Origin of the sequence: Flavobacterium branchiophilum FL-15, from assembly GCF_000253275.1 — a bacterium.
GTDB classification, from domain to species: domain Bacteria; phylum Bacteroidota; class Bacteroidia; order Flavobacteriales; family Flavobacteriaceae; genus Flavobacterium; species Flavobacterium branchiophilum.
The window spans coordinates 3,211,891-3,234,278 of sequence record NC_016001.1; the positions used below are offsets into that span (position 1 = coordinate 3,211,891).

A 22,388-nucleotide genomic window follows, 5' to 3' on the forward strand; every position below is an offset into this window, starting at 1 on the left:
ATGTGTTTTTATAAAAATAAAAAAATCGGTACCTTTGTAGGACACCGATTTTTCTATTTTCAAATTAGTTTGCTGCTTTTGCAGCTTCTTTTTTAGCTTTTTTTTCGGCTTTCTTTTCTGCTTTTTTAGCTTTCTTTTCTGCTTTTTTATCGCCACATTTGCCTTCGCCGCACTTTCCTTCACCACATTTGCCTTCTTTGCCTTTGTGTGCTTTGGTTTCAGCTTTTTTGTCTCCACATTTAGCTTCTGCTGCTTTTGTTTCTACTTTTTTATCGCCGCAAGTAGCTTCCACTGTTGTAACTTCACTTGCAGTGTCATGTACGCTAGCATAAGTTGTAGTTGTTCCCATTGTAAATGCGCTTAAAGCTAAAGCACCTACTAAAATTGATTGTTTTTTCATAATAGATTTTATTAAATTAATTTGTAACGACAAATATTTACTTTTACAGTAAATCCTATTCTCGAATACCAAATGTATAAAAAAATAAGCTCGTTTGCCTTTTTTTTATACATTTTTTAACTATTGTACTATCAAAAAAAAAGATACAAGGTAACATTTATATTGATGTGTAGCACGTATTTATTATAAAAACCTTTATTGAATTTATTTGGAATAAAAACTAACTTTTCATTTTTTCAGCAATTGATTTTGACATTTTAAATATCAACAAAATCAAAACGGCACAAATCGAAGCCAATATGCCAATCAAAGCAGCTAGGCTATCGCCTTGTGTCAAATTTGAAAAATCCAACAAAGTCGTGCTATAAATAATTAAAGTGCCAGCCAATGCCAACAGGATATAAGTAAAGATTTTCATAGTTGTTTACGTTTTAGGACGTAAAAATAATAAAAATCTTTTTAAATAAACAAGGCTTTAACATTTGCAGCAAATAATTTAACAGCAATTGCCAAAAGTACAATCCCAAACACTTTCCGAACGATACTTAAACCCGTTTTTCCGAGTATTTTTTCTATCTTGGCAGACGATTTTAAAACAGCATAAACCAATAAAATATTAATAAAAATACCAATAATAATATTAATTGTTTCAAACTCTGCCTTTAATGACAATAAAGTTGTCAGAGTTCCTGTACCAGCCACCAACGGAAAAGCAATAGGCACTATAGAGGCCGTGTGGGCCTCATCATCTCGATACAGATGAATCCCTAAAATCATTTCCAAAGCCAAGAAAAACAGTACAATAGCTCCTGCCACCGCAAACGAATTGACCGTTAGCCCTATTATTTTTAAAAATTGATCGCCAATAAATAAAAACAAAACCATAATAAAAAACGATGCAATCGACGCTTTTTCTGATTGTATATGCCCCACTTTGTTTCGCAAACTTACAATTATTGGCACACTCCCAATAATGTCTATAACAGCAAAAAGTACCATTGTAATGGTAAAAACTTGTTTCAAATCGATATTCATAATCTGTTTATTTTATTAGGTTATTGGGGGAAATTTGAACCAATCAAATTCACTTGGTTTCTCATGCTTTTAACATTACATTTTTTGCAAAATTATTGTATTTTAATCAATTACAAACAGCGTTTCAAGCAATTTTTTTTCGATTTATCATTTTGGCAACGGTTATTTTCAAAAAATTACACTTCTTATCAAAATTTAACATCATTTTTCATAACTTTGCATTTTAATACACCACACATCGACACTCAAAATTTGAAAAAATTAACTCAAATATTAGGTTTTTTCTCGGCTATCATAATACTTTCTTCCGTATTATTACAGTCGATAGACCAATTGGAGCATTTTCAATTGCTTCGTGCCGAAAAAAATTGTATCCACAAGCTACACTCAAAATCCGAATGGACCCACAAACACCATTCTTTCGACTCGTGTTTAACCTGCGATTTTGCTTTTCAACCGTTTACAATTGTAAACCACTCCCCTATTTTTCTCATTGCAAATCTGCATTTTTACAAAAATAGTGCTACTTATCAAGTGGCTTCTTTCTTTTGTTTCAATGGCATTTCCTATTCTTTAAGGGGGCCACCTGTTTTATAATCATATCATCTTTATTTTTGGGCGTTACCCACAAGGGGTCGGGCTTTTCGTTGCAATCTTTTTTGTTTTTTAAAAGAAAAAAACAAAAAAGGATTTCCACTGCAATCCCTAACGCATCCGTGCTAAAAAGAAGGTGTCGATTCTTACAAACAATCCCATTTATTCCAAATACTATTTCTCTTCATAATTTAAAAAAAAATAGATTGGGAGGTATTGTAGGTGTAATTGGGTGTTGTTTGGTCAAAATCTATTAGAAAGTATTTCAAGTACTATGCTAATCCATATCAATGCTGACGATTGTTTATATTATCAAACTAAGCTACTTGAAGGTTTTTGCCATTTATAGCTATTTGACTATCAAACACTTACAACACATGCCTTATATGATTTTCAAAACATATCAAAAAATTTTATTTATAAAAATATCAAAATGAAAAAATTCTTAAACTTACTTTGTTTTATTTACGCTTCAGTACTTTTGGGACAAACCACTGTTTCGGGTGTGGTTACCAACGGCCAAAACCAACCTGTCAATGGTGCTCAAATCACGATTTCAAAACCATATACAACCCTGACAACTAACAATAAAGGCTATTTTGAAACCACCATTACCCTAGATCAAAATGCCACAATCAGTTGTAGTGCCATACATTATGAAACACAATCAAAAAAACTCGACATGGCACAACAAAACACTATTGTCAATTTCAAACTAACCGAAAGTTTTTTCCAAATGGACGAAGTCGTTGTATCAACTGCTTTTCAAAAACTGCAATCACAAAACGTCATCAAAGTAACACACCAAACCACCAAATCTATGCAACAAAAAGGTGCTACTACACTTATCGAAGGTGTGGCCTCTGTACCAGGTGTAACGCAAATTGCTACGGGTACGTCTATAGGAAAACCCGTTATCCGAGGGCTAAGCGGCAATAGGGTTTTGGTTTACTCGCAAGGCATTCGAGTAGAAAACCAACAATTTGGCGACGAACACGGACTTGGACTCAACGATGCTGGGATAGAAAGTGTAGAAATCATTAAAGGGCCCGCCTCATTATTGTATGGGTCGGATGCACTTGGGGGTGTTTTGTATTTTAACCCCGAAAAAATGGCACTCCCAAAGGAATGGAAAATCAATTTTAACCAAAAATGGTTTTCAAATACTCATGGAAGCCATTCTACACTAGGAGTAAAAACAGCCACCGAAAAATGGTCGTTTTTGGCTCGTGCAAGCCACAACAGCCACGCCGATTATAAAATTCCAGAAGGCCAACGCATAACCAACTCTCGATACAACGAATCCGATTTGAAAGCCGCCATTGGCTACAAACACCGTCAATTGTCGAGTGTTGTTCGTTACAATTGGAACAAACTAGACATCGGATTGCCTTATTTTGATACAGATAATCAATCACTTAGCAAAAAAACAACTTTTCCAAAACAAGCCGTTACCAATCATTTGTGGAGCATTAATAACACTTTGACCTTTACAAAGTCGGTGCTAGAATTTAATATGGGTTATATAGCCAATCTTCGAAACGAATTTGAGGATAGTGATGTAGCCCTGTTGAACATGAAATTGCAAACGTTTAATTATGATCTCAAATACCATTTGCCCAAAATAAAAAGGAATGGAGCTACACAAATAGAAACCATTATTGGCATACAAGGCATGAGCCAAACCAATCGTAATTTTGGAGAAGAATTACTCATTCCAAATGCCAAAACAGTTGATTTTGGTATATTGGGTACCACTCACATCGAATGGAACAAACAGGTTTTGGAAGGGGGTATCCGATTTGATAACAGACAAATTGATACCGAAAACCATGGCCCTTTGTCCGAACCAGGAAGCTTTGAAGCCTTAAACAGACGATTTGATAGTTGGAACTTTTCCTTAGGCTACAAAACCCATGTCAATAAATATTTGTTGCTGCGTGTGCACTTGGCTTCAGGTTTTAGAGCTCCAAATTTGGCCGAATTAACATCAAACGGCATCCATGAAGGGACAAACCGATACGAAATAGGAAATGCCCATTTGAAAAACGAACAAAACATTCAAACAGATTTGAACTTAGAGTACCAATCCAAGCATTTTGAGTTGTTTGTTAATGGTTTTTACAATGGTATTTCAAATTTTATTTACATTTCGCCTTTAGGAATCGATATTGAAGACGCTCCTGCATTTGAATATACACAGGCCAATTCTCGTTTATTGGGAGGCGAAGTGGGGGTTCACTTTCACCCACATCCGTTAGATTGGTTACACTTTGAAAGTAGTTTTGAAACCGTAAATGGCAAATTACAATCTGGTGCTTACTTACCCTTAATTCCAGCCAACAGATGGAATAATACCTTGAAGGCTGTATTGAATCCTAATAAATGGTTTACAGAGGGTTATGTGTTTGCCAATTGGCAAACCACTTTTGCTCAACATAATGTACATGCTTTTGAAACTCCTTCAAATGAATATTCCTTATTGAATTTTGGATTTGGAGGCAAAGTACCTTTAGGAAAATCCTTTTTAAATTTGCATTTGAATATAAATAACATGTTAAATACCAGCTACATAGCACATCTTTCAAGACTAAAAACGGAGGGTATTCCAAATATTGGTCGAAATTTTTCGGTTGGAATAGATTGGCAATTTTAATAGTTAAAAGTCAAAAAAAAAAATGAGCTTGATTGATTTCAAGCTCATTTTTTTTTATCCTATTTTGTGCATAGCCTTTACTTTATCAATATATTCTGAAGGGGTCAAATTAGTATGCTTTTTAAATATACTGTTAAACGTAGCCTGATAGGAAAAACCCGCACGAGTGTGTATCTCTTTAATGGAACTCGTTTTGTAGTTTTGATTTTCAAATTCCTGAACCACTTGTGTAATACGGTAAAAATTGATCAATGCTTTAAAATTTTCATATTCGCTACAATTATTAATTGCCCTAGACACATACGTTTCATTAGAACCTAAATCTCTAGCTAATAAATGTAAGTTATAATTGGTGTTTTGAAATGGTTTTTTGGTTTCCATAAGCTCTATAATTTCTTTGTAGAGCAATCCATACTTGTCATCTGTTTTGTAGTTATAACTCTTTTTTTCTGTATTAAAATGGAAACTATTGTCGATGTCGGTAATATCTATATAGTCATCGGCCACATTAAAAACTCCAATTTCGTGGCGGTTTCGATGTGTACCAGTATCAGAGTCAAAATCATCACACAAGTTAAAAATAAATTGCTAGTCATTTTGTTTTGATCGGTAATATTGATGAGTTCTGCCGTTTGAATATTCATTTTGATAAATGCAGAAATAGACGGGGTAGCAATTAATATTAAGGCAATAACAAATAAATAGACCAACATGGTTTTGGTATTGGTATATAGATACAAAGAATAGCCCAAAAGCACAAAAAACAATATTTCCATTGGGAACTTGTCCCAAGACAAAATAAAATTTATTAGACAAATAATATTATAAAACGTAAAAGAAAGAATTAATCTTTTCCTGATTTCAACTTTTTTTAGGGCATAGTAAATAGCAATATTTAAAATTAACAAAGAAAAAGTTAATTTTGTAATCAATAACTGTTCCGTAAGTATATCAAATAGGGCTTTGAATACAATAATACTGGATACAATTCCAAAAAAATTAAATAAAAACTTATCGTTTTTATCATCTAAATTTGTTTTCATAATAGTGTAGGTAAATGTAGGATTTGGTAAATTTGATGTAAAATTAATATTTTAATTCAATTAAAAGGCGTTTTTTTTTGAAAAATATTTTTTTTAATTTATTTTAATATTTTTTTGTAAATATTTTAAATTATTAAGTATTTAAATATCAATTTAAATTACATTACTAATACTTTAATAAAATATTAATAACACAAATGTATTTTAATTTATACTTTTATTTAATAATAATTCTATTTTAACCCATTTTTTATGGTTATCATTTTATTTCAATTTACCAAATTTTTAATTTGTTCTACTTCAAATTAGTACTTTCTTAAAACAATAGATGCTCAAATTTTTTGAAAAAGATTTGAAAAAAATCATAAAAAATGCAACCAAAAAGGTTTCATTTAATTTGACATAAAAAGGGCTTCTACAACATTTATTTATACATTTGTAGTTCATAAAAACAACTTTATTTTGCAAATCAAAACCAAAGCCCTTGTACTAAATAGTATTAGATATAAAGAAAATAGCCTGATTGTGAAATGCTATACTTTGTCCGATGGTTTGAAATCATTTATAGTTCGAGATGCTTATTTTTCTAAAAAAAATGCCCAAAAAAAAGCATATTTTCAGCCGTTAACCCTTTTGGAAATAGCGTATAATTTTAAAAACACAGCACAATTACATTATTTCAAAGAAATCAAATTGGCTTATTTTTTTCAATCGATCAACAGCCATATTTATAAAAGTGCTATGGTCATGTTTTTGTCTGAAATATTGAATTTTAGTATTCATGAAGAAGAAAAAAACGAAGATTTATTTGTTTTTATAGAAACTGCATTGGTTTGGTTTGACCAACACCATGATTTTTCCAATTTTCATTTGATTTTTTTATTAGAATTGTCAAAATTTTTTGGCTTTTATCCCGATATTTCCGAGATGGAATACCCTTATTTTGAACTGACTGCTGGTACGTTTTCGCCTTTTCAGGCGATTAGCTCGCTTTCGCTACACGAAACGCTGTTGTTCAAAAAATTGGTCTTACTGAAATTTGACCATGACACTAAAGTTTTTCATCATTTAGAACGACAACAGTTGCTTAAAATTTTGGTCCATTATTATGCTATTCATTTAGAAGGGTTTAGAAAACCTAAATCGCTCGAAGTTTTAAAACAAATTTTCGAATAACGCTTTTTTACCTGATAATCATTACTTTTTTCACCTTTGTTTCTAAGCCGTCTTGTGCTGCTACAAATATCAAATACACCCCCGATGCTACCTTGTATTTGCCAAATGCCGTTGTATCCCACTCAATAGTACCACCTTCAGAGGTGGTTTCGTGAACAAGATTACCTTCTATGTCTGTTATTTTAACATTGGCTTTACTCAACAAACCACTTATTTTGACTGTCCCCTCAAATTCTGGCCTCACTGGGTTTGGATATACATACACGTTTTCTAAATTGTCGCTTGCCTTTGTCGAAGTTCCTTTGAAAGACACCAAACCATTATCTGTTGCAAAAAATACTTCGCCTGTGGTGCCATCAATTTCAATGTCGAGTATGGCGTTGCTTGGCAATGGTGAATTGTCTTTTGTAAAATGGTAAATGGTTTCTTGACCGTCTGGCGAAACCAAAAATACTCCAGATTCTGCCGTTCCTACCCATTTTCTATTAGCGCCATCAACCACTATATCTTTTATAAACTGTTCATAAAATAATTCCTGAGCTAAATTGTCTTCTAAAATGATTATCGATGCGGCTTTGGGTTGTACTTCGGTTGTAAAATCGTCTATGCTATACAACACCCTCAAACCATTAATAGTGCCTATCCACAATTGGTTTTTGTTGTCTAGTGCCACACACCTCACGTCTGAATTGGGCAAATTTCCTATATTGACATCATTGGTGAGTTTTTTAAATTTTGGGTTGGCATTTTCGTTATATGCAATAACACCATCTTTGTAAGTAGCAATCCATTTTGTGCCATTTTTATCTATCACAATGTTGTTATAATCACTCTGTAAAAAGTCTGACGAAATGGGTTCTATCGACACACTTTGCCAGGTATTACTAGCATTTTTTATTCTTATTGCATTTTTAATTCTCGATACAGACACCCAAAAATTACCTGATTTGTCAAAGGCACCTCCGCCAACACGGAGATCGCTTGGAGCGTAAGAATTTTCTAAACCACTGTTTTGACTATTGTATAAAATGACGGGTAAATCATTGTCAAATTTTAAAATTCCAGAATAATAACAGCTAAAATAAACTTGTTTTTTATTAGTCGGATTGACCGCAATATTTGAAATGGCTTTGGCATTAAACAAAGACGAATTAGGAATATCTTTCCATCCGGAATCAGAAAAATTACTTACAGGATAACCCGCGTCTAGTCCGTCAGCATTATAAGTATAGGGATTATAATCTGAACTATAACCACCATATACAGCCCAAAGCTTGTCTGACTGTGCATTGAGTCTAAAAATAGCATTTCGATAAGGGCCATTTGGTGTGATATTGGCTACTGCACCAGTAGTGCCCAAGACGGTAAATAATCCACTCTTGGTTGTTCCAATGTATATTGTATTGTCTTGAATGGTTGCTACCGTAAAAACAGGGTTGTTATTTGCAATATAACTGCTTGGTATATTGTATAATAGCTGAAAAGTTGCATCAAATACCAAAACTTTGTTTGATAATGTAACTATAAGGTGGTTGCTTGCCGACCTAAAATCGATGACTTGTCCACCAACACCGCTATATAAATTTGCCCAATTTGTACCATTCCATTTGTATAAATTACCGTCGGTATTGGAGGCTACCAACTGATTATTTACAACTTCAACACCATTCCAATAACCGCCATCAAATACTTGCCACTGGCTAAAATCATTAAGGTTTGGATTGGTCAAAATGCCTTTTTTGATGCCATTCGATTGGGTAACGGCATAGAGTGCTCCGTTGTATATGGTGGTTTGCAAAACTTCTTGATAATCTGTTAAGGTAGAACCTAAAAAATAGGTGTCGCCAAATTCCAAGTTATTTAAAAAAAATTGGACTATGCCAAATTTACATGACACATAGACTACTCCATTTTTTTCGTACAAATGGTTGATTTTTTTTAATGACGAAGGAAGCTGTTTTTGGATGATTCCAATGGCTTTATATACCGATCCGTCGTTTTCATTGACAACGGTTATTAAGCCATTTTCATATCCAATGATGGTTTTTTTTAAAGACTCTGAATAACATATTGCCGCTATTTTTTCGCCAGAAAGCCCCTCAATAGTCGTTGTTTTTTTTATTGCAGCTGTTGTTATATTTTGACTAAAAACAGCATTATTTGTAGATGCAATGACATTGGTTGCTGATTGTGTAATATCGACAATATTATTGTATGAAAAATATCCTTTCCACGAATTGTTGTTTTGTGCAAAAGTGTATTGTATTGATAAAATCAAAAAGCTGTATAGCAATATTTTTTTCATATTGTTTCAAAAAAAAAGGAATTACAAATATACAATAAACGCAATAAATAACGATTTAATATAAACACAAAAAAAAATGCTCTCTGATAAATGAATATAGAGAGCATTTTCAAACAAAAAAATCAATTAAACAACACCTTGAGCTAACATTGCATCGGCTACCTTTACAAAGCCGGCAATATTGGCTCCTTTTACATAATCAACATATCCGTTGCCATCGTTGCCATATTGCAAACAAGACGCATGAATGTTGAGCATTATATTTTTTAATCGTTCATCAACTTCTTGAGCTGTCCAACTCAATCGCAACGAATTTTGAGACATTTCTAAACCAGAAGTAGCCACACCACCAGCATTTGAAGCTTTTCCAGGGGCAAATAATATTTTAGCGTTTTGAAAAACCGTAACTGCTTCAGGAGTTGAAGGCATATTGGCTCCTTCCGAAACACAAATACAACCGTTTGCAACAAGCAATTGTGCTTCAGCTTCGTTCAACTCGTTTTGAGTAGCACACGGCAAAGCAACATCACAGGGTACTTCCCAAGGGCGTTGGCCAGCAACATATTTGGCATTGGGATACTTGTTCAAATAATCAGATATTCTGGCTCTTTGAACGTTTTTTATTTCCATGATATGGGCTAATTTTTCGGCATCAATACCTGCTTCGTCATATATATAACCTGCAGAGTCTGACAAGGTAACAACTTTTCCTCCTAATTGAGTGGCTTTTTCGGCAGCATATTGTGCTACATTTCCTGAACCTGAAATCACAACTGTTTTACCTTCAAAGGTTTGCCCTTTGGTTTGCAACATACTTTGAGCAAAATAAACATTTCCGTACCCTGTGGCTTCAGGTCGAATTAACGACCCACCAAAAGAAATACCTTTGCCTGTTAACACACCTGTAAATTCGTTTCTCAACCTTTTATATTGACCAAACATATAGCCTACTTCTCTACCACCAACACCAATATCGCCCGCAGGCACATCGGTATCGGCACCAATATGTTTAGATAATTCCGTCATAAAGGCCTGACAAAAACGCATAACTTCATTGTCTGATTTTCCTTTTGGATCAAAATCAGCACCTCCTTTTCCCCCACCCATTGGCAAAGTAGTTAAACTATTTTTGAAGGTTTGCTCAAAGGCTAAAAATTTTAAGATACTTAAATTTACTGATGGATGAAACCGAATACCTCCTTTATAGGGTCCAATGGCCGAATTCATTTGTATTCTATAACCTCTGTTTACTTGAGTATTTCCAGCATCGTCTGTCCAAACTACTCTAAACATAATGATGCGTTCAGACTCCACCATGCGTTCCAAAAGCATTTTGTTTTGGTATTTTTGATTTTGTTCAATAAACGGAATTACAGTTTCTGCAACTTCCTTTACTGCCTGCATAAATTCAGGTTCGTTTTGATTTTTTTGGGCTACTGCTTCAATAAAAGCGTTGATAGTTTGCGACATATTTCTATATTTTATTAATAAATATTTGAATGAAAACGTTTTCGTAATAAAATACAAATATATGAAATTTTTAAAAAATACCACGTTTTTTATTTTTTTTATTTTTAAAATGCACTTTTTTTTAGAATATGATAATACAAATATCACTTGCAGCTTTACATCATTGAATATCTTGTTTAATATCAATCAATTATATTTATTATTGCTGTTAAAAATGCCAAAAAAAACAAAATTATCTTGTTAATGATCTTTTAATATCGATTAACGACATTTTTGTAATTGTTTTAACGCAACTTTCAAGCTTTTTATCGTTTGAACAATAAAAAATTTTCGTCTTTAATTTGTTTGTACCTAAATTTATTTTATATTTGTATAAATAAAACAAAAAAATATGTTTCATCACAAAAAATATTTCTTCATACTCTTTTTTATTGCTTTCAATTTCCATTCGAAAGCTCAAAGTACAGTTAGTAAAAATGGCTTATATCACGATATAGGTGTCATGACTGGAGGTATTGTTTTTCAGTCGGATTATTTACAAAAAAATCCATTTGGTTTTCAAACAGGAGCAAATGGTTATTCGTTTGGGGTTTTGTATTATTTAGATTCAAACACCAATTACAATAAAATTAGCCAATACCTCAAATGGCGAGGAGAACTAACCTATATTGCTGCAGACTTACAACATACGGGTAAATATGTAGATATTTCATTACAAAGTACAACTGCCAAACAATTGCGAGCCATGAGAGGTACTGTTAGTGGCATCAACTTAGGAACGCAAGTAGAATATTATCCTTTTAAGAACGATGATTACAATTATGCCACATTTGCTCCTTATGTTAGTTTGGGAGCCATGATTAGTGTACAAAAAACAAAAGCATGGTCTATTTTGGGCAATATCAATGACGTCAACGTAACGCCTACAAAATACATCAATGCCTTTAGAAATGAAAGTGTTATCTTATTTTCAGCTACCACGAGTATTGGAACTAGAATAAAAATAAACAATAAAAATTCATTGTTTACTGAAGCTAAATTTCAATATTATTTTTCAGATTGGGCAGATGGTTTAAATCCAAATAGTGCCATTTATAAAGAAAACAAAAGCAACGACATGCTTACCTATATTAATATTGGTTATATTTATTCGTTTGATAATTAAAATAAATTACATTTGTACCCTTTTTTAAAGCTATTGTTTTTTACAATAGCTTTATAAGGTACAGATTCAAATAATAAAAAACACCTAGAAGTTGGAAGTATATCAATCGTTTTCAAGTTTTAAGTCCAAAAAACAAACTGTAGTAACTATTGGAATGTTTGATGGAGTACACCTTGGACATCAAAAAATTTTATCCAAAGTAACTGCCAATGCTCAAGAAATGGATTGCGAAAGTGTAGTATTGACTTTTTTTCCGCATCCAAAAATGGTTGTACATCAAAATACCAACGTACAACTTCTTAATACCATATCTGAAAGAATCCATTTGATAGAAAAAACCCAGATTGATCATTTAATTATCCAAAAATTTGATTTGGAATTTTCTAATCTTTCTGCCTTAGATTTTGTTCAAAATATATTAGTAAAACACCTTAATGTTAAGAAAATAATTATTGGTTACGACCACCGTTTTGGCAAAAATAGAGCAGCCAACGTGGATGATTTAATCGCTTTTGGTCGTACATTAAATTTTGAAGTAGAACAAATATCTGTTCAGGAAATACAAGATGTAGCCATAAGTTCTACAAAAATTAGGCAAGCCATTATGGATGGCAATATCAGTTTGGCAAACCACTATTTAGGATACCCCTACCAGTTACAAGGAACTGTAATAAAAGGTAATCAAAAAGGGAGAACTATTGGTTTTCCTACGGCCAATGTTCAAGTAGCTGAAAACTATAAGATGATTCCAAAAAACGGTGTCTATATTGCCCGTGCTCGGATAAACCACAAAATGTATAATGGTGTAATGAATATTGGAACTAGACCAACCATAAATGGCGTTGATTTAGCTATCGAAATACATTTGTTTGATTTTGATTCAGATGTTTACCACCAAGAAATTGAAGTGTATTTATTACAAAATTTACGAGACGAAATAAAATTTGATCATTTTGAATTATTAAAAAACCAAATTGCATTAGATAAACAATTGGCAATAGATTATTTTGACAAAAAAGCATCTAAAAATAGTATAGAACACCACCTCGAAAATTAACATTTGTTCAAGTATAAAAATGAGGGCAATGTAAATTAAAATCAATATTTTTGAAAAAATAATTGAGAAAGATGTTTCAAACCAAAAAAGAGTTATTGTTTATTGTTTTAGCAGGGATTTTTATAACAAATGCTGTAGTTGCAGAATTAATTGGAGGAAAATTAATTCAAATAGGCCCATTTGTAATGAGTATCGGCATCTTGCCATGGCCCATTGTTTTTTTGACTACCGATTTAATTAATGAATATTTTGGCGAAAAGGGTGTGCGAAAATTATCACTCATCACAGCTGGGCTTATCATTTATGCTTTTATAATACTATTTTTAGCCCTATCTGTGCCTGCTGCAAAAGGCATAAGTCCTGTTACAGACGAACAATTTCAGAGTGTATTTGGTCAAAGTATGTGGATCATTGTTGGGAGTATTGTAGCATTTTTGGTGTCGCAATTTATTGATGTTAGTGTTTTTTGGTATTTTAAAAACAAAACGGGACATACAAAAATATGGCTTAGAACGACTGGTTCTACCGTAATTTCGCAGTTTTTTGATTCTTTTATTGTTTTGGGAATAGCATTTTGGTTGCCTGGCAAAATGACTTTTGAAACATTTATCAGCTCGGCACTTACGGGTTATGTTTTCAAATTAATACTTGCTGTTTTACTTACTCCTATAATTTATGCTGCACATTATTGGATAAAAAAAATTATTTGATATTCATTTGATTTAGCCTAAAAAGAACCATTTTTTTTACTAATTCCAATGGAATTTCTTCAGAAAACGGAAATTGTATAGCTCCTTTTGAAGTTTTGAACGCTGTTAATTCGTCCTGAAAATGAACAATTACTGCTGGTGAAGGATAAAAACCCAAATGATTTTTGAAAGCCGCATAATGCACAATATTTTTTTCGTATTTGAATGTAGGAATGCCATAAGCCATTGTTTCAGAGGCCATTGGCAATAAATCCTGCAAAAATATTCTGAATTTTTGAAGGACATTTTGTTTTTCAACTGGTAAATTTGAAAGATAGTCTTGCACCTCGAGCATATTCATAATAATTAATCGTTTGAAAAAGCTTTTTTATTAAAAACAATCAAAATACCTACACCTGTAGAAATGGCTACATCGGCAATATTAAAAATAGCATTAAAAAAAGTGAACTCTTTTCCTCCCCAAATAGGCAACCACGAAGGCAAATTGCCATGCCATATTGGAAAATAAAACATATCTACAACTTTGCCATAAAACCATGTACCATAAGGGTTTGGGCTACATAATGTTGCTACTTTTCCTAAACTGTCATCAAAACAAACACCATAGCAAACAGAGTCGATAATATTGCCAAAAGCCCCTGCCAAAATACAAGAAATAGCAACTATTAGGTAGTTTGATGCCTTTTTTTGAACCGCATCCCAAAGCCAATAACCAATACCGGTTACAGCAAATAATCTGAAAATAGTTAAAATTAATTTACCATACATACCAGGGATTTGAGTACCCCATGCCATTCCTTCATTTTCGATAAAAGAAATTTTAAACCACTGAAAAACAGTTACTTCTTCTCCTAATATGAAATTTGTTTTAACATATATTTTAGATAATTGATCGACTAACAAAATTAGTATAACTATGCAATAAGCTTTCTTGAGATTCATTTTTTTTTAATTTGAGTTGCAAAAGTAGTATTTTTAAAAATAAAAAACGCTCACAACGGAGCGTTAATTATGATATAATTTTGTTAAAATTTATCTTTGCAAGTTTTTGGCTTCCATACTCATAGTAGCATGTGGCACAATCATTAACCTTTCTTTTGAAATGAGTTTTCCTGTAACTTTGCAAACCCCATACGTTTTGTTTTCTACACGAAAAAGGGCATTTTTCAAATCACGAATAAACTTTTCTTGCCTAATTGCCAATTGCGAGTTGGCCTCTTTGCTCATTGTTTCGCTACCTTCTTCAAAAGCTTTAAACGTTGGACTTGTGTCGTCTGTACCATTATTCAAATCGTTCATATAAGCACTTTTGATTAAATCCAAATCGGCCTGTGCTTTGTTTATTTTCTTGATAATTAATTCTTTAAACTCAGCTAAATCAGCGTCTGAGTATCTTACAATTTCTTCAACCATTTTGAATTATTTAGATATTAATATTTTTGTTTTGATGTCATCAAACTCAATTTCTATGCCATTTTCTAATTTTTCTTCAAAATTTAGCATTTTTGTCAAAGTTTCCGATTTAATATAGTCTGCATTTTTTAAAACTGCGGCTTCTAATACAACATTTTTTTCTAACTGCACTTTTATTTTATCGGTTACTTCAAATCCAGAATCTTTACGTATATTCTGAATTCTGTTTACTAATTCCCTAGCAATTCCTTCTTTTTTTAACTCTTCTGTAATAGTAATATCCAAAGCAACTGTTATCCCATCGGCATTAGCAACCAGCCAACCAGCAACATCTTGAGATGAAATTTCTACATCTTCCAAGGATAAAGTTACCCTTTTTTCGGCAATTACAAGCTCAATTGTTCCATTTTTATCTAAAAAATTGATTTGATCGGCAGTAAAATTTTGTATCTCCTTAGCAATCAGCCCCATATCTTTGCCAAATCGAGGGCCTAAAGCTTTGAAATTTGGTTTAATTTGCTTGACTAATATGTCAGCATCATCATTTAACAATACTATTTCTTTTACATTTACTTCTGCTTTAACCAAATCAGAAATTGCCAAAACTTCTGTTCTAAAATGTTCATCTAAAATCGGGATCATAATTCGTTGCAAAGGCTGACGTACTTTTATCATTTCTTTCTTACGAAGTGATAATACTAATGACGAAATGGTTTGGGCTTTTTGCATTTTGCTTTCCAACGATTGATCAACTACATTTTTGATAAATTCTGGAAATTTTGCCAAATGTACACTTTCAAATTTTTCGGTATGGGTAGCTTGTGTCAAATCTCGGTACAATTGATCCATATAAAAAGGAGCTATAGGTGCCGATAACTTACTGATACTCAACAAACAAGTATATAAAGTTTGATATGCTGCGATTTTGTCTTGTGCATATTCACCTTTCCAGAAACGTCTTCTGCACAAACGAACGTACCAATTACTCAAATTTTCTTGAACAAAATCAGAAATAGCTCTAGCTGCTTTTGTTGGCTCATAATCAGCATAAGCCTCATCCACCACTTGAGTTAAAGTATGCAGTTCCGACAAAATCCAACGGTCTATCTCTGGTCGTTCTTCAAGTGGAATTTCAGCTTCGCTATATGTAAAGCCGTCAATATTGGCATACAATGCAAAAAATGAATACGTATTATAAAGCGTTCCAAAGAATTTTCTACGTACCTCTGCAATACCCTCCAAGTCAAATTTCAAATTATCCCACGGATTTGCATTGGAAATCATGTACCATCGGGTAGCATCAGGGCCATAATCAGCCAAAGTAGTAAATGGATCTACCGCATTGCCAAGACGTTTTGACATTTTTTGTCCGTTTTTGTCTAAAACCAATCCGTTTGAAACTACATTTTTGTAGGTTATTCTGTCAAATACTAAAGTGCCAATTGCATGAAGAGTATAAAACCAACCCCTAGTTTGATCCACTCCTTCGGCTATAAAGTCAGCAATCGGAGGAATTCCCCCTTCGGGGGTTAGGGGGCAATTCTCAAACGGATAATGCCATTGTGCATAAGGCATTGCTCCCGAATCGAACCACACGTCTATCAAATCCGTTTCACGTTGCATTGGTTTTCCAGAGGCAGAAACCAAGGTAATTTCGTCCACCACATTTTTGTGTAAATCTACCAAATCATAATTGGATTCCGACATATTACCTATTTCAAATCCAGCAAACGGATTTGTTTTTTGAAAACCAGCTGCGATGGATTGCTCTATTTCGTTGTATAATTCTTCCACAGAACCTATGAGGATTTCTTCTTGCTTGTCTTCGGTTCTCCAAATTGGCAACGGAATTCCCCAATATCTTGAACGGGATAAATTCCAATCGTTGGCATTTTTCAACCAATTCCCAAAACGACCTTCGCCAGTTGCTTTAGGTTTCCAGTTGATGGTTTCGTTCAAATCGAACATTCTATCTTTGATTTCGGTTACTTTGATGAACCAAGAATCTAATGGATAATATAAAATGGGTTTATCAGTTCGCCAGCAATGTGGGTAACTGTGTACATATTTTTCGACCTTAAAGGCTTTGTTTTGTTCTTTTAATTGGATCGCAATTTCCACATCGGCCGAACGTTCTGGTGCTTCACCATCGTTGTAATAGTCGTTTTTGACGTATTTGCCTGATAAATTACCAAGCCCCGAAACAAATTTTCCTTGCAAATCCACTAAAGGCACAGGATTTCCGTTTTCGTCAAGGACTAACATTGGCGGTACTTCTGGCGTAGCTTCTTTGGCCACTTTGGCATCATCTGCTCCAAAAGTTGGCGCGGTATGTACAATTCCGGTTCCATCTTCGGTAGTTACAAAATCTCCTGCAATTACTCTAAAAGCATTTTCAGGATTTTGATACGGCAAAGCCAATGGCATCAATTGCTCGTAACGAATTCCAACTAAATCTGAACCTTTACATTCGGCTAAAATCAAAAAGGGAAGCCCCCTAGCCCCCGAAGGGGGAATGTTTGAAGTAAAAACAGCTGCCTTTTCTTCAAATGCTTCGATGGTTTCTACTTTTTCAAATGTTTTTCCAGCAAATTGTTTGCCTACTAAATTTTTAGCCAAAACCACATGTATTGGTTCAAACGTATATTGATTGAAGGTTTTTACTAATACATAATCAATTTTTGGCCCAACTGTTAATGCTGTATTTGATGGCAACGTCCAAGGCGTAGTTGTCCAAGCGAGGAAAAAAGCCTCCCCCATCCCCTCCGAAAGAGGGGAGCTAAGACCGAATGCTTTTGCGATATCGTTGGCTGTTCCCCCTTCGTGGGTTAGGGGGCTTTTGAATTGTGCCACAACCGTTGTATCCGTAACATCTCTATAACTTCCTGGCTGATTGACCTCATGCGAAGACAATCCTGTTCCGGCTTTTGGCGAATAAGGTTGGATGGTATAGCCCTTGTACATCAAATCCTTGTTGTAAATTTGTTTGAGCAACCACCATACCGATTCCATATATTTAGATTTGTAGGTGATATAGGGGTCTTCCATATCGACCCAATAGCCCATTTTTTCGGTCAAATCGTTCCAAATATCTGTGTATCTCATTACGGTACGTTTGCACGCTTCGTTGTATTGTGCTACAGTGATGGTTTTACCAATATCTTCTTTGGTGATGCCGAGTTCTTTTTCGGTACCCAATTCTACTGGCAATCCGTGGGTATCCCATCCCGCTTTGCGTTTTACTTGGTAGCCTTTTTGGGTTTTATATCTACAAAATATATCTTTAATTGCTCGTGCCATCACGTGGTGAATGCCTGGTAAACCATTTGCCGAAGGCGGCCCTTCAAAAAACACGTAAGGAGGATTTCCCTCACGAGTACTTACTGTTTTTTCAAATATTGTTTCTTTTTTCCAAAAATCCAGCACCTCTTCTGCCGATTTTGGCAAGTCAAGTCCTTTGTATTCAGTAAATTTTGCACTCATTTTATTGTTGTCTTAAATCAATGTGCGAAAGTAGTGAATTTTCAATTTTTATTATAATCAAATAGTAAAATATTTTACATATAAAACTAATTGTTTTTAGAACACCCGTTTTTTCTCCTTCAATAAATAAAAGGAAGTAGTTTATCGAAATTTTAGAACAAAAAAAAGCCAAACAAAACAGTTTGGCTTTTTACTTGAAACTTTATTGATTTAGTCTGCTAAAACAATAATTTTGTTGTCTTTCATTTCGATTGTTCCAGAAGAAATGGTCAAGGTATAATTTTGATCATTCACTTTTTGAAACAAATGTGCGGTTTCTTTATAGAACTTGAAACTAGGAGCTGCTATGGCAACAATACCTTGCTTAAGAATAGAAACTATTGGTGCGTGATTGTTTAAAATTTGGAAACTACCGTTGGCACCTGGAACAGATACTGAGGTTACTTCGCCTTTAAACAAAGAGGCTTCTGGTGATACTATTTCTAAAATCATACTTTTTATAGTTGATAATTAATAATTGACAATGGATAATTAATTGCCAACTATCAATTGTTAATTGTATATGGACTATGCTTCTGCTAACATTTTTTCACCTGCTTCAATAGCATCTTGAATAGACCCTTTAAGGTTGAATGCTGCTTCCGGCAAGTGGTCTAATTCTCCGTCGATGATCATATTGAAACCTTTGATGGTATCTTTAATGTCAACCAATACCCCTGGAATACCTGTAAATTGCTCAGCAACGTGGAATGGTTGAGATAAGAAACGTTGTACACGACGTGCTCTAGAAACGGCCAATTTATCTTCTTCAGAAAGTTCTTCCATCCCAAGAATTGCAATAATATCTTGTAATTGTTTGTATTTTTGAAGAATTTCTTTTACTCTTTGAGCACAGTCATAATGGTCTTTTCCTAAAATTTCTGGCGTTAAGATTCTTGATGTAGAATCTAACGGATCTACTGCTGGATAAATACCTAACTCGGCAATTTTACGAGACAATACTGTTGTAGCATCCAAGTGAGCAAATGTTGTTGCTGGTGCAGGGTCTGTCAAGTCATCCGCAGGAACGTAAACGGCTTGTACAGATGTAATGGAACCTTTTTTGGTAGAGGTAATACGCTCTTGCATGGCACCCATTTCGGTAGCCAAAGTAGGTTGGTACCCTACTGCCGAAGGCATACGACCTAAAAGAGCCGATACTTCAGAACCTGCTTGAGTAAAACGGAAAATGTTATCTACGAAGAACAATACATCTTTACCTTGATCTGAACCTGCTCCGTCACGGAAATATTCAGCAATTGATAATCCAGAAAGTGCCACACGAGCACGAGCTCCTGGTGGCTCATTCATTTGACCAAAAACGAAAGTAGCTTTTGATTCTCTCATTCCTGGTTTATCTACTTTAGCTAAATCCCAACCTCCATTTTCCATAGAGTGCATGAACTCTTCGCCATATTTGATAATTCCAGATTCTAACATTTCACGAAGTAAGTCGTTTCCTTCACGTGTTCTTTCACCAACACCTGCAAATACAGAAAGTCCTCCATGACCTTTTGCAATATTGTTAATCAACTCTTGAATTAATACTGTTTTACCTACTCCAGCACCACCAAACAAACCAATTTTACCTCCTTTTGCATAAGGCTCGATCAAATCGATTACTTTAATACCTGTAAATAAAACTTCTGAAGAGGTAGATAAATCTTCAAATTTTGGAGCAGGACGGTGAATAGACATTCCGTTTTCGCCCGTTTTTGGCAAATCGCCCAAACCATCAATAGCGTCTCCAATTACATTAAAAAGTCTTCCATAAACATCTGGTCCAATTGGCATTTTGATTGGGTCTCCAGTTCCTACTACTTCGTATCCTCTACTCAATCCGTCTGTAGAGTCCATCGAGATTGTTCTTACTGTATTTTCACCAATATGTGATTGTACTTCTAATATTAATTTAGTACCATCTTTTTTGGTTATTTCCAATGAATCATAAATTTTTGGAAGTTCAACATCTTTACCGTTGAAAACTACGTCCACTACTGGACCAATGATTTGCGCAACTTTTCCTATTACTTTTGACATTACTTATGTGTTTTATAAATAGCTATTCAGGTTTGATTTTAATCCCTCTTTTTGAGAGTGCAAATATAATTTTTTAAAATAGAAAAATCAACACTTTTTATATAAAAAATTAACAAATAATCGAAGTTTGGATAATATTGCTTAAAATTCTCTAACAAAACCGTCTAAAAACACAAATCCATCATGAAAAACATGATGGATTGATGAATTATTCTTAAAAAATGTTAAAGAGATGCGGGAAATAAAATTCTATATTTTCCTAAATCTACCCCTTTAAAATTAGAACCATATTTAGTATTGATGGCTTCCAAAAACTTGTTGGCTATCAAGGCATAGCCTCTTGGGCTAGGATGAATACCGTCTAAAGAAAACGCTCCACCAGTTACATAAGTAGAAAGCATTGTAAATCCGTTGGCGGTATATCCTGTGGTAGTGGCTACTTGATTCAATACGGCATTGGCATCTACAAAAGCTAATCCTTTTGCAGTAGCAATACTACGAATAGCGTTGTTGTATGCGTCGGTTGCTGTTTTTACTTCGGCTACTTCTGATGCTGTTAAAGTGGTATTGTCTGCCATTGGATAAGAAACACCAATTGTATTGAAAGGTGAAGGTGCTCCTGTTTGGGTAGTTCCAATAACTGTACGAGCCGTTAATAGGATGTAATCTTTTGTTGCTGTTGCATTGCTAGCATGTCTGGCCTGACCATACAATCCGCCTAGAAAACCTGCGGTTGCTGTGGGATATCCTGCTGCTGTTAAGGCACTTGTGATTTGAGTTGCAATGTTTAACAAGCTTTCGTCTTTGATTAATAAAGGGTTGCTATCGTCTGTTGCAGCATTGCCATCATCGGCCTTTAATGTTGCAAAACGTGTTGGCAAACCCGCTGCTGTTAAGGCATTATTGATGCCTCCAAATAATTGGTTTAATTGGGTAGCACTTGCCGCTGGCAATCCTGGTATGGCATTTGTAGGAACAGTAGTAAAATAAGGTACCGAAGTTACATAAGGAATGTTTGACACTACTCCTTTTGCACCATTGGCAGTAAGGGCAGTTACTAAATTATTATAGACACCCGCAAAAAATGTTGGGTCGGTAATATCGCTTCCGCCATACGTTGCAGGATTCATGTTGCCTGTTTGGTTTACACCTGTTCCGCCAGAAGTAGCATATCCTAATACATCATTGTTACCTATCCAAAGAGAGAAAAATGTTGGGCTTTGAGCTACTGCATCGTCTATTACTTTTGAAGTAGCCGACGATGCAAATCTTACGTAATAAGGATTGGCCTGACCAGTGGCTATACCTGCCAAACTGCCATAACCTGGTGCTAATAAATGATAACTTTTGGCACCTGGAACTCCTAAATTATTAAAAGGCCCTGTTAAATGGTTGGTCAATTCGGTTGTTGGTGTGCCAGAGACTGGTACAGGTCCTGTTCCGTTAAAATACAATCTTGGTGTTTGAATCATGGTGCCACCAGCAAGCATGCCTCCAATATTGTCTGACATGTAAGGGGTTTTGAAGTCGCCACCTCCAACTAATGCAAATTGTTGAGCCAAAATATTAGGATAAGATCCTTCTTGTCCTGCTTTAAATAAGGCACCATCGCTATAACCCGCACACAAGGAATTGCCTAATGCTACATATTTTGAAAAATTTGCAGAACCAGCCGTTAAAGGGCTTCCATCGATAGAATTGGCATCTGTAACAACATCGTCTGAATTATTACAAGCTACAAAGGTTAATGAAACCAAAAATAGCCATTTGAAATTTTTTATCATGATATTAATATTTTAAAA

The 22,388-nt window shown here is 34.2% G+C and carries 20 protein-coding genes; 6 read left to right on the forward strand and 14 right to left on the reverse strand.

The window, feature by feature from the left end; genetic code table 11:
* Positions 1-64: 64 nt before the first annotated feature.
* From FBFL15_RS13930 to FBFL15_RS13940, 3 genes are all read right to left on the reverse strand, one after another.
* Positions 65-400, reverse strand: coding sequence for an HvfA family oxazolone/thioamide-modified RiPP metallophore (locus FBFL15_RS13930; RefSeq protein WP_014085190.1), 336 nt, complete (start codon positions 398-400; stop codon positions 65-67).
* A gap of 220 nt (positions 401-620) precedes the next feature.
* On the reverse strand, positions 621-818 hold the full coding sequence (locus FBFL15_RS13935) for a hypothetical protein (RefSeq protein ID WP_014085191.1): 198 nt from the start codon (positions 816-818) through the stop codon (positions 621-623).
* A gap of 41 nt (positions 819-859) precedes the next feature.
* The gene (locus tag FBFL15_RS13940) at positions 860-1,435 is read right to left on the reverse strand and encodes a MarC family protein (protein ID WP_014085192.1); all 576 of its coding nucleotides are present in this window, start codon (positions 1,433-1,435) and stop codon (positions 860-862) included.
* 252 nt (positions 1,436-1,687) lie between these two features.
* Here FBFL15_RS13940 and FBFL15_RS16415 point away from each other — a divergent pair, with 252 nt between their 5' ends.
* Together FBFL15_RS16415 and FBFL15_RS13950 are read left to right on the forward strand one after the other, a co-directional pair.
* Positions 1,688-2,032 carry a hypothetical protein gene (locus FBFL15_RS16415; protein ID WP_148267924.1) on the forward strand — a complete coding sequence of 115 codons (345 nt, stop codon included), beginning with the start codon at positions 1,688-1,690 and terminating at the stop codon, positions 2,030-2,032.
* Between the two features lie 430 nt (positions 2,033-2,462).
* The gene (locus FBFL15_RS13950; RefSeq protein WP_014085193.1) at positions 2,463-4,685 is read left to right on the forward strand and encodes a TonB-dependent receptor; all 2,223 of its coding nucleotides are present in this window, start codon (positions 2,463-2,465) and stop codon (positions 4,683-4,685) included.
* A gap of 54 nt (positions 4,686-4,739) precedes the next feature.
* On the opposite strand, the gene FBFL15_RS13955 is transcribed toward FBFL15_RS13950, so the two are convergent.
* Both FBFL15_RS13955 and FBFL15_RS13960 read right to left on the reverse strand, forming a co-directional pair.
* Positions 4,740-5,192, reverse strand: a complete 453-nt coding sequence (locus FBFL15_RS13955; RefSeq protein ID WP_014085194.1) for a helix-turn-helix domain-containing protein — start codon at positions 5,190-5,192, stop codon at positions 4,740-4,742.
* Positions 5,174-5,728 (reverse strand): hypothetical protein, encoded by a 555-nt coding sequence (locus FBFL15_RS13960; RefSeq protein ID WP_014085195.1) that lies wholly within the window; start codon positions 5,726-5,728, stop codon positions 5,174-5,176. Before FBFL15_RS13960 ends, FBFL15_RS13955 begins: the two co-directional genes overlap by 19 nt.
* Positions 5,729-6,190: 462 nt before the next feature.
* Between FBFL15_RS13960 and recO the strand changes: the two genes are divergently transcribed.
* Positions 6,191-6,904, forward strand: coding sequence for a DNA repair protein RecO (recO, locus tag FBFL15_RS13965; protein WP_014085196.1), 714 nt, complete (start codon positions 6,191-6,193; stop codon positions 6,902-6,904).
* Positions 6,905-6,911: 7 nt separating this feature from the next.
* On the opposite strand, the gene porZ is transcribed toward recO, so the two are convergent.
* Positions 6,912-9,209 carry a type IX secretion system anionic LPS delivery protein PorZ gene (gene porZ, locus FBFL15_RS13970; protein ID WP_014085197.1) on the reverse strand — a complete coding sequence of 766 codons (2,298 nt, stop codon included), beginning with the start codon at positions 9,207-9,209 and terminating at the stop codon, positions 6,912-6,914.
* A 126-nt stretch (positions 9,210-9,335) separates the two neighbouring features.
* Positions 9,336-10,679, reverse strand: coding sequence for an NADP-specific glutamate dehydrogenase (gene gdhA, locus FBFL15_RS13975; protein ID WP_014085198.1), 1,344 nt, complete (start codon positions 10,677-10,679; stop codon positions 9,336-9,338).
* A 391-nt stretch (positions 10,680-11,070) separates the two neighbouring features.
* Between gdhA and FBFL15_RS15860 the strand changes: the two genes are divergently transcribed.
* From FBFL15_RS15860 to FBFL15_RS14000, 3 genes are all read left to right on the forward strand, one after another.
* Positions 11,071-11,844 (forward strand): THC0290_0291 family protein, encoded by a 774-nt coding sequence (locus tag FBFL15_RS15860; protein ID WP_014085199.1) that lies wholly within the window; start codon positions 11,071-11,073, stop codon positions 11,842-11,844.
* A 91-nt stretch (positions 11,845-11,935) separates the two neighbouring features.
* Positions 11,936-12,901 (forward strand): bifunctional riboflavin kinase/FAD synthetase, encoded by a 966-nt coding sequence (locus FBFL15_RS13995; protein ID WP_014085200.1) that lies wholly within the window; start codon positions 11,936-11,938, stop codon positions 12,899-12,901.
* A gap of 71 nt (positions 12,902-12,972) precedes the next feature.
* The gene (locus FBFL15_RS14000; protein WP_014085201.1) at positions 12,973-13,611 is read left to right on the forward strand and encodes a queuosine precursor transporter; all 639 of its coding nucleotides are present in this window, start codon (positions 12,973-12,975) and stop codon (positions 13,609-13,611) included.
* Here the strand turns inward: FBFL15_RS14000 and FBFL15_RS14005 are convergent.
* The 7 genes from FBFL15_RS14005 to FBFL15_RS14035 all read right to left on the reverse strand — a co-directional run bounded on the left by FBFL15_RS14005 (position 13,604) and on the right by FBFL15_RS14035 (position 22,370).
* On the reverse strand, positions 13,604-13,951 hold the full coding sequence (locus FBFL15_RS14005) for an iron chaperone (protein WP_014085202.1): 348 nt from the start codon (positions 13,949-13,951) through the stop codon (positions 13,604-13,606). The genes FBFL15_RS14000 and FBFL15_RS14005 overlap by 8 nt on opposite strands.
* Before the next feature lie 5 nt (positions 13,952-13,956).
* Positions 13,957-14,553 carry a lipoprotein signal peptidase gene (locus FBFL15_RS14010; RefSeq protein WP_014085203.1) on the reverse strand — a complete coding sequence of 199 codons (597 nt, stop codon included), beginning with the start codon at positions 14,551-14,553 and terminating at the stop codon, positions 13,957-13,959.
* A gap of 90 nt (positions 14,554-14,643) precedes the next feature.
* Positions 14,644-15,024, reverse strand: coding sequence for a TraR/DksA family transcriptional regulator (locus tag FBFL15_RS14015; RefSeq protein WP_014085204.1), 381 nt, complete (start codon positions 15,022-15,024; stop codon positions 14,644-14,646).
* A 6-nt stretch (positions 15,025-15,030) separates the two neighbouring features.
* Positions 15,031-18,507 carry an isoleucine--tRNA ligase gene (gene ileS / locus FBFL15_RS14020; RefSeq protein WP_014085205.1) on the reverse strand — a complete coding sequence of 1,159 codons (3,477 nt, stop codon included), beginning with the start codon at positions 18,505-18,507 and terminating at the stop codon, positions 15,031-15,033.
* A gap of 210 nt (positions 18,508-18,717) precedes the next feature.
* A complete protein-coding gene (locus FBFL15_RS14025; protein WP_014085206.1) occupies positions 18,718-18,999 on the reverse strand; it encodes a F0F1 ATP synthase subunit delta/epsilon in 282 nt (93 codons plus the stop codon).
* A 75-nt stretch (positions 19,000-19,074) separates the two neighbouring features.
* A complete protein-coding gene (atpD, locus tag FBFL15_RS14030) occupies positions 19,075-20,586 on the reverse strand; it encodes a F0F1 ATP synthase subunit beta (protein WP_014085207.1) in 1,512 nt (503 codons plus the stop codon).
* A gap of 224 nt (positions 20,587-20,810) precedes the next feature.
* Positions 20,811-22,370, reverse strand: coding sequence for an SGNH/GDSL hydrolase family protein (locus FBFL15_RS14035; protein WP_014085208.1), 1,560 nt, complete (start codon positions 22,368-22,370; stop codon positions 20,811-20,813).
* Positions 22,371-22,388 lie beyond the last annotated feature (18 nt).

What these genes read in the sequence shown, in the direction of transcription:
- FBFL15_RS13930 (WP_014085190.1), bottom strand. Translation starts at nt 400, where the DNA reads ATGAAAAAACAATCAATTTTAGTAGGTGCTTTAGCTTTAAGCGCATTT.
- FBFL15_RS13935 (WP_014085191.1), bottom strand. Translation starts at nt 818, where the DNA reads ATGAAAATCTTTACTTATATCCTGTTGGCATTGGCTGGCACTTTAATT.
- FBFL15_RS13940 (WP_014085192.1), bottom strand. Translation starts at nt 1,435, where the DNA reads ATGAATATCGATTTGAAACAAGTTTTTACCATTACAATGGTACTTTTT.
- FBFL15_RS13950 (WP_014085193.1), top strand. Translation starts at nt 2,463, where the DNA reads ATGAAAAAATTCTTAAACTTACTTTGTTTTATTTACGCTTCAGTACTT.
- FBFL15_RS13960 (WP_014085195.1), bottom strand. Translation starts at nt 5,728, where the DNA reads ATGAAAACAAATTTAGATGATAAAAACGATAAGTTTTTATTTAATTTT.
- porZ (WP_014085197.1), bottom strand. Translation starts at nt 9,209, where the DNA reads ATGAAAAAAATATTGCTATACAGCTTTTTGATTTTATCAATACAATAC.
- gdhA (WP_014085198.1), bottom strand. Translation starts at nt 10,679, where the DNA reads ATGTCGCAAACTATCAACGCTTTTATTGAAGCAGTAGCCCAAAAAAAT.
- FBFL15_RS15860 (WP_014085199.1), top strand. Translation starts at nt 11,071, where the DNA reads ATGTTTCATCACAAAAAATATTTCTTCATACTCTTTTTTATTGCTTTC.
- FBFL15_RS14000 (WP_014085201.1), top strand. Translation starts at nt 12,973, where the DNA reads ATGTTTCAAACCAAAAAAGAGTTATTGTTTATTGTTTTAGCAGGGATT.
- FBFL15_RS14005 (WP_014085202.1), bottom strand. Translation starts at nt 13,951, where the DNA reads ATGAATATGCTCGAGGTGCAAGACTATCTTTCAAATTTACCAGTTGAA.
- FBFL15_RS14010 (WP_014085203.1), bottom strand. Translation starts at nt 14,553, where the DNA reads ATGAATCTCAAGAAAGCTTATTGCATAGTTATACTAATTTTGTTAGTC.
- FBFL15_RS14015 (WP_014085204.1), bottom strand. Translation starts at nt 15,024, where the DNA reads ATGGTTGAAGAAATTGTAAGATACTCAGACGCTGATTTAGCTGAGTTT.
- ileS (WP_014085205.1), bottom strand. Translation starts at nt 18,507, where the DNA reads ATGAGTGCAAAATTTACTGAATACAAAGGACTTGACTTGCCAAAATCG.
- FBFL15_RS14025 (WP_014085206.1), bottom strand. Translation starts at nt 18,999, where the DNA reads ATGATTTTAGAAATAGTATCACCAGAAGCCTCTTTGTTTAAAGGCGAA.
- atpD (WP_014085207.1), bottom strand. Translation starts at nt 20,586, where the DNA reads ATGTCAAAAGTAATAGGAAAAGTTGCGCAAATCATTGGTCCAGTAGTG.
- FBFL15_RS14035 (WP_014085208.1), bottom strand. Translation starts at nt 22,370, where the DNA reads ATGATAAAAAATTTCAAATGGCTATTTTTGGTTTCATTAACCTTTGTA.